Annotated in this window: 11 protein-coding genes; 9 read left to right on the top strand and 2 right to left on the bottom strand. The window is 72.9% G+C overall.

Features of this window, described 5'->3' with window-relative positions; genetic code table 11:
* Positions 1 to 39 precede the first annotated feature (39 nt).
* Both D892_RS0124895 and nadC read left to right on the top strand, forming a co-directional pair.
* Positions 40 to 1,797: an L-aspartate oxidase gene (locus D892_RS0124895; RefSeq protein ID WP_024803837.1), complete on the top strand. Its 1,758-nt coding sequence runs from the start codon at positions 40 to 42 to the stop codon at positions 1,795 to 1,797.
* A gap of 55 nt (positions 1,798 to 1,852) precedes the next feature.
* A complete protein-coding gene (gene nadC, locus D892_RS0124900; RefSeq protein ID WP_024803838.1) occupies positions 1,853 to 2,713 on the top strand; it encodes a carboxylating nicotinate-nucleotide diphosphorylase in 861 nt (286 codons plus the stop codon).
* Positions 2,714 to 2,733: 20 nt separating this feature from the next.
* On the opposite strand, the gene D892_RS0124905 is transcribed toward nadC, so the two are convergent.
* A complete protein-coding gene (locus D892_RS0124905; protein WP_024803839.1) occupies positions 2,734 to 3,906 on the bottom strand; it encodes a winged helix DNA-binding domain-containing protein in 1,173 nt (390 codons plus the stop codon).
* A 53-nt stretch (positions 3,907 to 3,959) separates the two neighbouring features.
* Here D892_RS0124905 and D892_RS0124910 point away from each other — a divergent pair, with 53 nt between their 5' ends.
* The 5 genes from D892_RS0124910 (at position 3,960) to D892_RS0124930 (ending at position 10,780) form a co-directional block, all read left to right on the top strand.
* A complete protein-coding gene (locus D892_RS0124910; RefSeq protein ID WP_024803840.1) occupies positions 3,960 to 4,946 on the top strand; it encodes a S9 family peptidase in 987 nt (328 codons plus the stop codon).
* 319 nt (positions 4,947 to 5,265) lie between these two features.
* Entirely contained in the window at positions 5,266 to 6,207 is a 942-nt protein-coding gene (locus tag D892_RS0124915) for an NAD(P)-dependent oxidoreductase (RefSeq protein WP_024803841.1), read from the top strand.
* Between the two features lie 91 nt (positions 6,208 to 6,298).
* The gene (locus D892_RS0124920) at positions 6,299 to 7,165 is read left to right on the top strand and encodes an arylamine N-acetyltransferase (protein ID WP_024803842.1); all 867 of its coding nucleotides are present in this window, start codon (positions 6,299 to 6,301) and stop codon (positions 7,163 to 7,165) included.
* Between the two features lie 62 nt (positions 7,166 to 7,227).
* Positions 7,228 to 8,991: a penicillin-binding transpeptidase domain-containing protein gene (locus D892_RS0124925; protein ID WP_036569777.1), complete on the top strand. Its 1,764-nt coding sequence runs from the start codon at positions 7,228 to 7,230 to the stop codon at positions 8,989 to 8,991.
* A gap of 232 nt (positions 8,992 to 9,223) precedes the next feature.
* Complete coding sequence (locus D892_RS0124930) at positions 9,224 to 10,780, top strand: serine/threonine-protein kinase (protein ID WP_024803844.1); 1,557 nt, start codon at positions 9,224 to 9,226, stop codon at positions 10,778 to 10,780.
* 15 nt (positions 10,781 to 10,795) lie between these two features.
* On the opposite strand, the gene D892_RS0124935 is transcribed toward D892_RS0124930, so the two are convergent.
* Positions 10,796 to 11,647 (bottom strand): SAM-dependent methyltransferase, encoded by an 852-nt coding sequence (locus tag D892_RS0124935; RefSeq protein ID WP_024803845.1) that lies wholly within the window; start codon positions 11,645 to 11,647, stop codon positions 10,796 to 10,798.
* Positions 11,648 to 11,753: 106 nt separating this feature from the next.
* Here D892_RS0124935 and D892_RS0124940 point away from each other — a divergent pair, with 106 nt between their 5' ends.
* Positions 11,754 to 12,329: a TetR/AcrR family transcriptional regulator gene (locus D892_RS0124940; RefSeq protein ID WP_024803846.1), complete on the top strand. Its 576-nt coding sequence runs from the start codon at positions 11,754 to 11,756 to the stop codon at positions 12,327 to 12,329.
* Between the two features lie 75 nt (positions 12,330 to 12,404).
* Positions 12,405 to 13,004 carry a maleylpyruvate isomerase family mycothiol-dependent enzyme gene (locus D892_RS0124945; RefSeq protein WP_024803847.1) on the top strand — a complete coding sequence of 200 codons (600 nt, stop codon included), beginning with the start codon at positions 12,405 to 12,407 and terminating at the stop codon, positions 13,002 to 13,004.
* The last annotated feature ends 507 nt before the right edge of the window (positions 13,005 to 13,511 follow it).

The following is a 13,511-nucleotide window of genomic DNA, read 5'->3' on the forward strand; positions in this document are numbered from 1 at the left end:
GATCCGCGCCCGTCGAGTACGCCGCGGCGGTGCGAGCCGATGAACACGCCGTCCAGCACCTGGGAGGCCGAGGCCGACCTGGTGGTGATCGGGGGAGGAGTCGCCGGCCTCACCGCCGCGCGCGCCGCGTCCGTGCGCGGGCTGCGGGTGCTCACGCTCAGCAAGGGCGGTCCGACCGACACCTCGACGCAGTACGCCCAGGGCGGCATCGCCGTCGTTGCGCCGCACGGCGATTCGGTCGAAGCGCATGTGCGCGACACCCTGGCGGCCGGCGCGGGCCTCTGCGATCCGGCGGTGGTGCGCTCGGTCGTCGAGGGCGGCCGGGCTGCGGTGGCCGCGCTGTCGGATCTCGGCGCCGTCTTCGACCTGAGACGGGACGGTCAGGTCTCGCGTACCCGGGAGGGCGGGCACAGCACCCGCCGGATCATCCACGCCGGCGGCGACGCCACCGGCGCGGAGGTGCAGCGGGCGCTGAACGCGGCCGGGCTGCCGGTGCTGTTCGGTACGGCCGCCGTCGACATCGTGACCGGGCCGGACGGCGTGCGGGGCGTGATCACGGTGTCGGACAAGGGGTTCGGGGTCGTGCACAGCCCCGCGGTGCTGCTGGCGACCGGCGGACTGGGGCAGCTGTACGCGTGCAGTACCAATCCGCCCGGGGCGACCGCGGACGGGATCGCACTGGCGCTGCGAGCCGGCGCCACGGTCGCCGACCTGGAGTTCGTGCAGTTCCATCCGACGGTGCTGTACACCCCCGGCGCGCTCGGCCGGCGACCGCTGATCAGCGAGGCGGTCCGGGGCGAGGGCGCGACCCTCGTCGACGCGAACGGTGAGCCGGTGACGGCCGGGGCGCATCCGCGGGGCGATCTGGCGCCGCGCGACGTGGTGTCGCGGACCATCGCCGCCCGCATGCGCGCCCTCGGCGCCGACCACGTGTACCTGGACGCCCGCGCGATCGACGGTTTCGCCCAGCGGTTTCCGACCATCACCGCGTCCTGCCTGGCCGCCGGAGTCGATCCGCGCTCGGACCCGATCCCCGTCGCCCCCGCCGCCCACTACCAGTGCGGCGGGATCGTGACCGACGCGCACGGGCGCACCGCCGTCGCGGGCCTGTACGCCGCGGGTGAGGTCGCCCGCACCGGCCTGCACGGTGCGAACCGGCTGGCGTCCAACAGCCTGCTCGAGGGGCTCGTCGTCGGCGAGCGGGCCGGTGCGGTGGCGGCCGAACGGCTCGGCGAGCGCGTGCATGTCACGGAGCTGGACCCCGTGACCTACCCGCGCGCCGATCGGGAATCCCTGCAGGAGTTGATGACCGACCATGCCTCGGTCGTCCGCGACAGCGAGGGCCTGCGGTCGGCGGTGCTGCGGGTGTTGCAGCTGCTCTCGGATTCGACCGGGCGTCCGGCGGCCGGGCACGGCGCGCTGACGGCCGGATCGGCGGACGGCTCCGGCGAACGGAACCGGCCCGCAACGGATTCGGCGACCGAGATGGCGGAGGGCGCACCGGCGGAAGGTATCTCGGCCACCGATCGCGATCGGCCCGATCCGCGCGACACCGGTGCCGCGGCGACGATCACGGCACTGGAGGACGCGGCGCTGACGCTGACCGCCCGCGCCTTCCTGGTCGCCGCCACCGCCCGCACCGAGAGCCGCGGCTGCCACACCCGCTCCGACCACCCCGAATCCCGCGACGACCTGCGACGCAGCCTTCCGGTCCGGCTCGGCCCCGACGGCCGCCCGCAACTGGTCGCCGAGGGGACCGGTCCGGCCGGAACGCCCTTGGCGGCGTCCCGGGCATGATGCCGAATCGCGGCCCGGCGGCGGCTCCGCCGGTGAACGAAGGAAAGGGCTGATGATGGCTTGGGACGGCGGGCTCGACCGCGCGGAGGTCGTGGAATTGATCCGCACGGCGCTGGCCGAGGATCTGCGGTACGGGCCCGATATCACCACGGCGGCAACGGTTCCCGAGGACGCCACGGTCGAGGCGTCGATCACGGCGCGGCAGCCGGGGACCGTGGCCGGGCTCGATGTGGGCCTGCTCGTGCTGGACGAGGTGATCGGCGCGGACGACTACAAGGTGACCGGCCGGGTCGCCGACGGCACCCGGGTGGGTGCCGGCGACGCGGTGCTCGACCTGGTCGCGCCGACCCGCGGGCTGCTGACCGCGGAGCGCACCGTGCTGAACCTGGTGTGCCACCTGTCCGGCATCGCCACCGCGACCACCGCCTGGGTGGATGCGGTGGACGGCACCCGGTGCCGGATCCGGGACAGCCGAAAGACGTTGCCGGGCCTGCGTTCCCTGCAGAAGTACGCGGTCCGGGTCGGCGGCGGGACGAACCACCGGATGGCGCTGGGCGACGCGGCGCTGATCAAGGACAACCACGTGGTCGCCGCCGGGTCGGTGGTCGCGGCGCTGCGCGCGGTGCGGGAGCTGGCCCCGGACATCGAGTGCGAGGTGGAGGTGGACAGCCTCGAACAGCTGGACCAGGTCCTGGCCGAGGACGTGGAACTGGTGCTGCTGGACAACTTCCCGCTGTGGGCCACCCAGGCCGCCGTGCAGCGGCGCGACGCCCGGTCACCGCGAACGAAACTCGAGTCCTCGGGCGGCCTCTCGCTGGACATGGCCGCCGACTACGCCCGCACCGGCGTCGACTACCTGGCCGTCGGGGCCCTCACCCACTCGGTCCGAGCACTGGATCTGGGGCTGGACATGTAGCGCCGGTCCGATCCACGGGCTCAGGCGCTCAGCTCGCGCTCCAGCGGCGTGCGGAAGCGGGGGATCGCCCGCACGTCGCCGAACCACCCGCGCACCCGCTCGGCCTCGCTCTCGATCAGCGCCCGCGCATCGTTGCCGACGTCTTCGAGTAGCCGCCAGGCGATCTCGCCGTCCGGGCGCTGCGCCCAGCCGCCGACGATCCGGCCGTCCCACCACACGGTGGGGCCGATGTTCCCGTTGCGGTCGAACAGCGCCGGGCCGTGCGGGCCGAGGAACCAGTCCCGCGACTGCCAGCCCATCGGAGTGGGATCCAGCGCCGGCAGCAGGGCCGCCCACGGGTCGGGCGCGGGCACGGGGTCGAGATCGCCGGCCAGGGCGATCCCGGTCGCGCCGTCGAGGTCCACCTCGGCGATGTCCAACGGCGCCAACGCCTTTCGCACCTCGGCCAGCGACCATCCGGTCCACCATTTCAGGTCGGCGACGGGTGCCGGGCCGAAGGCGTACAGCCAGCGGCGCGCCAGTTCGGTGCGCGCCTCGCCGGCCGCCATCGCCGGAACCCCTGCGGGCAGCCAGGATTCGGTCGGAGCCCAGCTGTACCGGCTGCTGGTCCAGCTCCCGCCGGGGCGGCCGCGCACGATGTGCCCGGCGCAGCCGAGCGTCACCAGCACCCAGGTGGTGATGTTGGTGGGCTTGGAGTACGACTTGCCGGGCGCGGTGTCCACCTGGGTGCGCAGCCGGGGCACCGCGGCGCCGAGCTGGGCCCCGGTCGCGGAGCCGCGCGCCAGCAGTTCGCGCCGGGTTTCCTCCTCGACCTCCGCCAGCCAGCTCGCGATATCCCCCTCGACGACGCCCTCGAGATACTTCCCGTAGGTGCGGCGCTGCTTGACTGCCAGTGCGTCGGCCACCCCGGCCTGCAACGCCGGGAGCAGATCCACCGGGGCCACGAACATGGTGCGCCGCATGGCGAGCAGGCGCAGCAGTGTGCGGTCCTCGTACAGCGCCTTCTCGACGTGCGCGGGCTCGAGGTCGCGGCTGCGCGCCGTCACCGACAGGAACACCGTCGCCGGATCGGTGGCGTGCAACGCCACGACGGCCTCGGCGATCGCGGTCGCGTCGTCGGTGCGGGACGCGGGTGCCAGCCGGTGCCGTACGGCGGCGCGGTTCCGCCGCTGCGCGGCATCGATCGAACGCATGCACGAATCCTAACCCGCCACGGGTACGGCCCTCGACGTGCGATGATGCCACGATGAGGCGTCACATCCGCCGGCCGGTGCTGAGCCTGGTGCTGCTCGGCATCCTGGCGTCGACAGTCGTTGCGGCACCGGATGTCTCGGCCGAACCGTGCGGGGTCGCGGTGCGGCCGGTCGAGTTGCCCGTGGACGGCGAGACGGCCACCGGCCGCGTCTACGAGCCCACCGGCTGCGCCGCGGCCGCGGCCGATCCGGGCAGCCTGGTCGTCGCGGTGCACGGCCACAACAGCACCTCCGCCGACCTGTCCGACTACCTGATCTCCATCGTCCGCCGCACCGGGACGCCGATGCTGCTGATGGACATGCGCGGCGACGACAGCCGGTGGATTCCCGGCGAGTGGAATCTGCGGGCGGGCCGCGACGACGTGCTGGCCGCCACGCGCTGGTATCGCGACGAGCATCCCTCGATCGCGCGCACGGTGCTGTGGGGCTGGAGTCAGGGCGGCATCACCAGCGGCCTGGTGGCGGCCGCCGCGCCGCCCGGCCTGTTCGACTACTGGGTCGACAACTTCGGTCCCGCAGACGATTTCAGCGCCTGGCTGTTCGCCGACCTGGCCGGCCCGGAGCTGCGCGGTCAGATCGAACGCGACGCCGGCTGCCCGCCCGCGGCCTGCCCCCAGGTCTACGCCGAGCGGTCCCCGGCGCTGCTGGCCCAGCGGATCGGGGTGCGCCGCAGCTTCCTGGTGCACGGCGTCGCCGACCGCGTCGTGCCCTATCCCACCACCGTGGAGATGCGCGTCGCGCTGGCCGCCGCGGGCAAGCCGGTCTCGATGTACACGATCGTCACCGGCCGCGACCTCGACGGCAGGGTGGTCCCCGGCGAGCACACCGTGGGCCCCGCCTATTTCGAGGGCGGCTGCGTCGTCGAACGCCTCCTGCAGGGCACCGAGCCCGCCGGTCCGAGCACCGACTACGTGGTCGACGTGGCCCGCGGCATCGTGACGGCCCCACCCGCCCCACCCGACGCGAAGTGCGCAGCATGAGTCGAGGTCGCCCCCGCCCGGCACCGAGCGTGTGACCGGAGTGGCGACCAGCGTCGCCGCGGTCGCCAGGCCGCTGTCGTCGAGGTCGCTGCTATTCGGCGCCGTATGTGGGGCCGGAGCGACGTCGGCGTCGAGGTCGCCCGGCCGTCTTCTCCGGACGCAGGTGTCTGCCTGGGTGGTGTGCGGCGTCGTGGTTGCGTGAGCGCGTGCGCCGGACGTCGATGCGGCGCTCGGCCGATATCGGCGGGTTCGCAGGCGGCGTCGGTACCGTCGAGGGAGACGGTCATTGTCGGACCAGCGATACCGTGGGGTGATTCGGGTGCGAGTCGTGGTGGCGGGCGCGAGCGGAGCGATCGGCCGGCCCCTGGTCCGGGCGCTCGGCGCGGCCGGGCACGAGGTGATTCCGCTGAGCCGGGGCGCCGGCGGGGCGCGGCGGCTCGCGGATCGAGGGCTGCGGCCGATCGTCGCGAACGTGCTGGATCGCGCCGATCTGCTGCGCGCGGTCGAGGGCGTGCGCGCCGACGCGGTGATCCACGAACTGACCGCCTACCGCCGATCCCCGCCCACCCACTACCGCAGTCCCGGCCTGCGCCGCACCGACCGGCTGCGCACCACCGGCACCGAGAACCTGCTCGACGTGGCGAAAGCCGTTGGCGCCCACCGGTTCGTGACGCAGTCGTTGATCCTCGGCTACGGCCTGTGCGAGCACGGCGCCGAACCGGTCGGTGAGGAGGCCGAGTTCGGGCTGTCCGACGGCGGTCCGGCCGCCGGTTTCCTCGCGGCCCTGCGCGCGGCCGAGGCGCTGCCCGCGCGGGCGCCTGGCCTCGAGTCGGTCGCGCTGCGCTACGGATTCTTCTACGGCCCCGGCGCCTCCGACCCGTTCGTGCGGATGCTGAAACTGCGGCTGCTGCCGCTGCCCGGCCGCGGCACCGGCCTGACCGGCTGGATCCACGTCGACGACGCGGCGGCGGCGACCGTGGCCGCGCTGGAACGAGGCCGGGCCGATACGGCCTACAACATCGTCGACGACGAACCCGCCCGCTGGGACGAGGTGTACACGGCGATGGCCCGGGCGGTGGGCGCGCCGCGGCCGCCCCGGCTCCCGGCCCGGCTGGTGCGGCTGGGCGCGCCGCTGGTGGCCCGGCAGATGCTGGACATGTCGATCCGGGTGTCGAACGCCAAGGCGGCCGCGGAACTGGGCTGGCATCCCGCGCTGCCGAGCTATCGCGACGGCATGGCCACCCTCGCCGACCCGCGATGATCCGGTCCGCCGCCGTGCGCGGAACATGCCGGGGCCGAACCGGGTTGAGGGAGAGGCCGGTCGATTCCGGCGCACCCGACGAGGAGGCGCGATGACCAAGCCGGCGGATCCGGCGTACCACTGGAACGGCGACGCCCTCGACCTGGACGCGTACCTCGCGCGCATCGGTTTCGACGGTGCGCGGGTCTCGGCCGTCGAGACCCTGCACCGGCTGCAGCACGCCCACACCACGACGATCCCGTTCGAGAATCTGGAGATCATCCTCGGCCGGTCGATCCCGCTGGAGCCGGAGGCGTTGCAGGACAAGATGATCCGGCGACGCCGGGGCGGCTACTGCTACGAGCATGTGGGCCTGTTCGCGGCCGCGCTGGAACGTCTCGGCTTCGGCGTGACCGGATTGCACGGGCGCGTCGACATGGGCGCCGCGGGCGGGCTGCGCCCGGCGACCCATGCGCTGCTGCGCGTCACCACCGCCGACGACGAGCGAGTGTGGCTGTGCGACGTGGGTTTCGGCGGCGGCCCGTCGGCGCCGCTGGAACTGGATCCCGGGGCCGGGGAGGTGCGGGCGGGGGACTGGCGCTTCCGGCTCGAGCGCGGGCGCGGCGAACTCGGCGCCGAGCAGTGGACGCTGCACCATTTCGCGCGCGACGGCTGGATCGCCCGGTACCGCTTCACGCTGAACCCGCAGTACCGCATCGATTACGCGGTCGGCAGCCACTTCGTCTCCACCTCGCCGCGTTCGCCGTTCGTCACCCGCCCGTACGTACAGCGGTTCCGGCCGGAGGCGCACGACGTCCTCGACGGCGCCGGCTGGGTCACGGAGTATCCCGACGGCAGCTCGCACTCGCGCGACGTGGCGCAGTCCGACCTGCCGAAGACCCTGTCCGAGGTGTTCGATATCGACCTCGACGACGCGGATATCGACGCGCTGGTCGCGGCGCCGTGGCTGTACCACTGAGCCCGCGCGCGTCCCGCGCACCGGTGCTCGCGCCCGGTAGGGTCGGCCGGGTGCGCACCGGTATGAAACTGTTCGCCCTGTTCGCCGCTCCGCTCCTGGTCGCCACCGCCTGCTCGGGCGACGAGTCCGCCGATCGGCTGGACAGCACGGTACACACCTTCGCCGATGCGATCGGCCGCGACGACACAGCCGCCGCGGCCGCGGTCACCACCGATCCGGCGCAGGCGTCCGGCACGCTCGGCACGCTGTTCGACGGACTCGGCAAGGACGTGCGCATCGAGGTCGCCGGGATCGACAAGACCGACGCCGGCGCGACTTTCACCCTCGACACCACCTGGAAGCTGGGGCCCGACGGCAAGAATCCGTGGACCTACCGGACCACCGGCGACGCGGTCGAATCCGGGGACACCTGGAAGATCCGCTGGAATCCGGCGACGGTCGCGCCCGGGCTGGACGCCGGCCCGCTCGGCTACGACACCGTCGCACCGGATCCCGCCGCGCGCGTGCTCGACCGCACCGGGGCCGACCTGCTCACCCAGCAGATCGTCACGCTGGTCGGCGTGGCACCGGGTGCCGACCTGGAAGCCGTTGCGGCGCTGCTGAATCCGATCGAGCCGAGCGTCACGGCCGCATCGCTGCGGGCGGAACTGGCCGGGGCTCAGGGCAAACCGGTGACCGCGCTCGCGCTGCGCCAGTCCGACCTGGACCCGATCCGCGAGCAGTTGGCCGCGCTGCCGAATGTCACGCTGTCGCCGCAGAACCGGCTGCTGACCACCGACCGGACGCTCTCCTCGGCCGCGCTGTCGGGGTTGTCGGAGCTGTGGCAGCAGGACGCCGACGCCGCGTCCGGGTGGGCGGTGCGGGCCCGGGCGGCCGACGGCACCACCCAGCGGGTCGGCGGCGCCGACCCGAAACCGGTCGCCGACATCCCGACCACCCTCGACACCGGCATGCTGCACGCCGCCGACGCGGCGCTGGAGCCGATCGCGACCCCGGCGGCGCTGGTCGCGATCCAGCCCTCGACCGGAAACCTGCTCGCCGTCGGCCAGAATCCCGCCGCCGACGCGCAGGGGCCGATCGCGCTGACCGGCCTGTATCCGCCGGGCTCGACGTTCAAGACCGTGACCGTGTCGGCGGCGCTGCAGGCCGGTCAGGTCACCCCCGACAGCATGGTGGCCTGCCCCGGCACCGAGAACATCGAGGGCCGCCAGATCCCCAACGACGACAACTTCGACCTCGGCACGGTCCCGCTGCACACGGCGTTCGCGCGGTCGTGCAATACGACGATGGGCCGGCTGGCGGCGAATCTGCCGCCCGCCGGCCTGACCGAGGCGGCCGCGCAACTGGGTATCGGCGTCGACTACACCGCGCCCGGGATGACCACGGTCACCGGCAAGGTGCCCCCGGCCGACACCTCCGCGCTGCGCGTCGAGGAGGGAATCGGTCAAGGCACCGTGACGGCCTCGCCGTTCGGTATGGCGCTGGCCGCCGCGACGCTGGCGCACGGCTCCGTGCCCGCCCCGACCGTCGTCGCCGGTAAACCGGGCGTGCCCGACCGCGTGCCCGATCCACTCCCGGCGGCCGTCGCCGAACAGGTGCGGACGATGATGCGCGAGACGGTCACGAACGGCACCGCGACCGGGCTGCGCGATATCCCGGGCATGCTGGGCAAGACCGGCACGGCCGAGTACATCGACGACAAGCACGCGCACGGCTGGTTCGTCGGCATCGACGGCGACCTGGCGGTGGCGGTGTTCATCAGCGATGCGGGCAGCTCCGGACCGGCCGTGGAGGCCGCGGGCCGGTTCCTGCGGGCGCAGGGGTGAAATCGGCGCAACGGTGACCGGCCGGTGATGTCGGGCGCGGCCGGTCTCGGCCGGATCGCGCCGTGATCTCGCCCGCATCTCCGTGTATCCGCACATATTTCGCGCGTATCTCGCTCCGGCGACAGACCCGCCCGTGGGGACCGCTACACTCGTGCGAGGAACGCGCGGGCAACTGCGCGCGGTAAGTCACGGATCGCGGAGAACTCGGAGTAGTGCCATCGAAACCGGCCAAGTGATCGCAGGGCATTACCGCCTGGTCGAACGGATTGGTAGCGGCGGCACAGGCGTCGTCTGGCGTGCCGTCGACGAGCGTCTCGAGCGAGCCGTCGCGATCAAGCAGATCCTCACCCAGCCCAGCCTGCCGGCGGGTGAGAAGGAAATCGTGCGGCAGCGCGCCTCGCGGGAGGCCCGCAACGCCGCCCGCTTCCAGCATCCGAACGCGATCGTGGTCTTCGACATCACCGATCACCACGGCGATCCGTGCCTGATCATGGAGTATCTGCCGTCGCAGAGCCTGGCGGTGGTGCTGTCCTCGCAGGGCCCGCTGCCGCTGCCGCAGGTGGCGCGCGTCGGCGAGCAGGTCGCCTCGGCGCTGGTGGCCGCGCACCGGGCCGGCATCGTGCATCGCGACGTCAAGCCCGGCAACGTGCTGCTCTCCGAGAACGGCACGGTGAAGATCACCGACTTCGGCATCTCCAAGGCCAAGGGCGATGTGACGCTGACCGCGACGGGCCTGATCTCCGGCACGGCGGCCTATCTGGCGCCGGAGGTGGCCCGCGGCGCCGAGCCGACGCCGGCCTCGGACGTATTCGCCCTGGGCGCAACGCTTTTCCACGCCCTGGAGGGCGAGCCGCCGTACGGCACCAACCCGAATCCGCTGGCGCTGCTGTACGCCGCCGCCAACGGGCAGCTGAAGCAGCCGCGCAACGCCGGCCCGCTCACCGATCTGCTGCTGTCGCTGCTGAGCTTCGAGCCGGAGGACCGGCCCAGCATGACGGACGTGCGGGACGAGCTGGCCGATTTCGCCGAGTTCGGCGACGGCACCGAGACCACCCGGATGCTGGCCACTCATCGGCCCGCCGGCCGCCGCGCGGCACCCACCCTGGACCGTCGCGCCGCCCAGGCCGACATCTCCACCTCGGAGATGATGGCCGCGGCCGCAACGATTTCCGAGCCCGATCTGCCGCCGGTGCGCCCCGCCGCGCCCGGCTCGCCCCCGACCAGGTCGCACCGGGTGGCGAAGCCCGAACCCGAGCCGGGGCCGAACCGCCGGCCGCTGCTGATCGGCGTCGGCGTGGTGGCGGCCGTCGCGGTCGTGGCCGCGGCGATGTTCCTGATGTTCAGCCCGCCGAAGACGAATTCCCCGTCGCAGCCGGGCAATTCGGCCGCGGCGAGCGCGTCCGCCCAGTCCGGCTCCAGCTCGGCCGCGTCGGCGGTCGGCCAGACCAAGAGCGTCGGTGCGGTGGACGCGCAGCAGGCCATCGACGAGACCCAGAACTTCTTCGACCTCCTCACCGAATCCGACGCGAGCGAGGCGTGGAGTTACCTCACGCCCGCCGCGCAGCAGCTGTACGGCGGCCAGCAGGCCTTCAAGTCGTACTGGGAGCAGAACCGGGTGATGGGCTACAACACCATCGACGTGGCGAGCGGCGCCACCAGCACCGACGGCTCGGTGACCGTCCGGGTGGCCAGCGTGGATTACAAAGGCGGACAGAGTAAGTCGGCGAACCTGCGCTTCGTCAAGGGGAACAGCGGAAAGCTGCTGATCGACAGCGACACCCGCGCCTGACGATCGCCCGGCCGGTCACACCCGCACCGCGAGAACGACTCCGATCTCGGGGTTTCCGGTGGTCCAGCGGCGGGGAAGGCCGGCGACGAGGTCGTCCCAACTGCGAAATTCGGTGCGCCAGCCGTGCTCGGCGAGCCACCGCTCGCCGTCCGGGAGCCCCCGGGCCGATACCGGCGTGCTCCGCCCCTCGCGGACCAGCCGTTCCAGGTCTCGCATGTCCCGCTCGGCGACCGCGAGACGGTCGAGGGCGTAGCGGCTTCCGGGAGCCGACAGCGCGGTGATCGTCGTGGCGAGAGCGATCGCGCTGTCGCGGGACAGGCTGATCCCTTCCCCGAGCCATGCGGTGGGCTCCTCCGGGCGGAATCCGGCCTCGGCCAACGCATTCGCCCACTCCCCGGACAGGTCCGCGGGGACGACGTGCCGGCCGCACCTCGGTGCGGCACCGGCCCGTTCGAGCACCGGTTCCTTGAACTCGAACGTCGCGGGCAGGTCGATGTCGAACCAGGACACCTCCTCCGGCAGGTCCATCCGGAACGGCCGGGTGTCGAGCCCGGCGCCGAGATCGACGACCTGACGGCAGCCGGCGCCCACCCAGTCGCGGACCCGGTCGTCGGCGAGGCGGACGCCGACCGTGCGGCCCTCGTAGAAGCGGCCGGCCAGCGTCTCGACGCGCTCCCACGTGTCGGCGGAACCCGCCGGCGCCGCCGGGTCCAGGAACGCCGATCGGGCCGCGTCGACGAATACCTGTGCGTACGGATCGGCGTAGAGGCGGTCCGTGCGCGCGGTCTCCTGCGCCCGGATCACGGCAACGCCGAGCGCCGACATCGAGGCACCCGCCAGGATCTGTGTGAGTTTCGGTGTGGCCACGGCACGACTCCTCTGCTGACGAACGGGCGCCAAACCGATTACTTGCCGCCCGGCTAGTATTGGTCCGTTACGGTAGGCCGATTGCTGACCGGCCGTCAAGCAATGGATGGGAAAGGCGGGTGACCCGGTGGCGGGGCGTCGCACCGATACGCGCGAACGGATTCGCGCGGTCGCCATGGAGCTGTTCTCCGAGCAGGGCTACGACAACACCTCGCTGCGGGAGATCGCGGAGCGGCTGGGGATCACGAAGGCCGCGTTGTACTACCACTTCAAGACCAAGGAGGACATCGTCGCGGACCTGTCCGACGAGGTGCGTGCCGGTGTCGGCGAGATCCTCGGCTGGGCCGCCGCCCAGCCGCCGGGGAAGGAGACCGGCCACGAGATCCTCGCCCGGTACGGCGCCGTCATGCACGATGTCGGTCTGGACATCGTCCGCTTCATGGCCGAAAATCGGCCCGCCTTCCGCAAATTGGAGATCGGTACCGCGCTGCGCTACCAGTTCGTGGAGGTCGCCGCGGCGATGACCGGCCCGGACGCCGACCCGCTCGCGGTGTTCCACGCCCGGCAGGCCCTGCTCGCGATCAGCTGGTCGGTGACGATGACCAACGATCTCGAGCTCACCGACCAGCAGCGGCGGGACGCCGCCCTCGCCATCGCCCGCGACATCTTCGACCGCGTCTGAGGGCCGCCCGGCCGCCGCGGCCACCGGATGTCGCGGCACTGTTCCGGCGCCCGGTGCGCCGGTTAGTCTTTCGCGATGGATACCCGGCAGATGCTGGCGCAGGAACGCGCCGAGCTGGTCTCGTTGCTGCGCACACTGTCCGACGAGGAATGGGAGACACCGTCGCTGTGTGCGGGCTGGCGGGTGCGGGATGTGGTGGCGCACTTGCAGACCGACACCGTGTCGCTGACGACCTATCTCGGACTGTCCCTGCGGGGACGATCGCCCGACCGCGTGAACGACCTTCTGGTGCGGCAGTTCTCACCGCTCCCGCCCGCGACGCTGACCGACCGGCTCGCCGCTCCGGCCGGATGGTTCGGACGCCTGCTGCCGAAGCTCGCCCTCGCCGACACGTTCGTGCACCAGCAGGACATCCGCCGCCCGCTGGGCCGCACGCGTGCGGTCCCGCCCGAGCGGCTCGCCGCGGTGCTCTCGCATCCCGACCCGTTCGCGAACCCCCGCCGCTACACCCGCGGCCTGCGCTTCACCGCCACCGACGTGGACTGGTCGCGGGGCGACGGCCCCGAGGTACGCGGCCCCGGCGAGGCGCTGGCCCTGGTCATGGTCGGCCGCCCCGCCGCCCTCGCCGATCTCGACGGCGACGGCCTCCCGGCCTTGCGCGAACGCCTCGGCTGACCCCGGCGCCGCGCGCTCGCCGCTGCCTTGCGTGCGGGAACTGCGCCCGGAACACGGTCAATGCCCGCGGCGCTCGGCCTTGCGCTTGCGGGCGGCCAGTTCGCGGCGCCGCTCGGCTCGGATCCGAAGACGTGGCGTGCCGCGGCCGCGGATGAGAGGACGAACCGGACACCCTGGGATGGAGGTTACTGAGCCGTTCGAGGCCGCCCGGACTACCGACCGGGCCGTGTTTTCGCTCGTCCCGGCCGCCGATCATACCGGCGGCCGGGAGTGCCCCGGATCGCGGCCAGACTCGCGAAGGGCGGATGTTCCAGCAGGTCCCGGGCCTTCTCCGGGATGTCGGTCGCGGCCATGCAGCCTCCTGTCGATGTCGGCGCCGGTGTCTCGGTCGGCGCAGCGCGCCCGGCGTGACTGCGGCTCGCCCGGGGTGGACGGCGGTGGAGCCGGAGGCGGTGGGAAAAATCGCTCGGCACACCCGATAGTCTGGTAAATGGTCCCCGGCGTCCG

The sequence above is a fragment of the Nocardia sp. BMG51109 genome, assembly GCF_000526215.1.
Taxonomy (GTDB): domain Bacteria; phylum Actinomycetota; class Actinomycetes; order Mycobacteriales; family Mycobacteriaceae; genus Nocardia.

Excerpts from the sequence above, each read along its gene's own strand:
- D892_RS0124910 (WP_024803840.1), top strand. The coding sequence starts at position 3,960 with ATGAGGCGTCACATCCGCCGGCCGGTGCTGAGCCTGGTGCTGCTCGGC.
- D892_RS0124925 (WP_036569777.1), top strand. The coding sequence starts at position 7,228 with ATGAAACTGTTCGCCCTGTTCGCCGCTCCGCTCCTGGTCGCCACCGCC.
- D892_RS0124895 (WP_024803837.1), top strand. The coding sequence starts at position 40 with ATGAACACGCCGTCCAGCACCTGGGAGGCCGAGGCCGACCTGGTGGTG.
- D892_RS0124920 (WP_024803842.1), top strand. The coding sequence starts at position 6,299 with ATGACCAAGCCGGCGGATCCGGCGTACCACTGGAACGGCGACGCCCTC.
- nadC (WP_024803838.1), top strand. The coding sequence starts at position 1,853 with ATGGCTTGGGACGGCGGGCTCGACCGCGCGGAGGTCGTGGAATTGATC.
- D892_RS0124905 (WP_024803839.1), bottom strand. The coding sequence starts at position 3,906 with ATGCGTTCGATCGATGCCGCGCAGCGGCGGAACCGCGCCGCCGTACGG.
- D892_RS0124940 (WP_024803846.1), top strand. The coding sequence starts at position 11,754 with ATGGGAAAGGCGGGTGACCCGGTGGCGGGGCGTCGCACCGATACGCGC.
- D892_RS0124945 (WP_024803847.1), top strand. The coding sequence starts at position 12,405 with ATGGATACCCGGCAGATGCTGGCGCAGGAACGCGCCGAGCTGGTCTCG.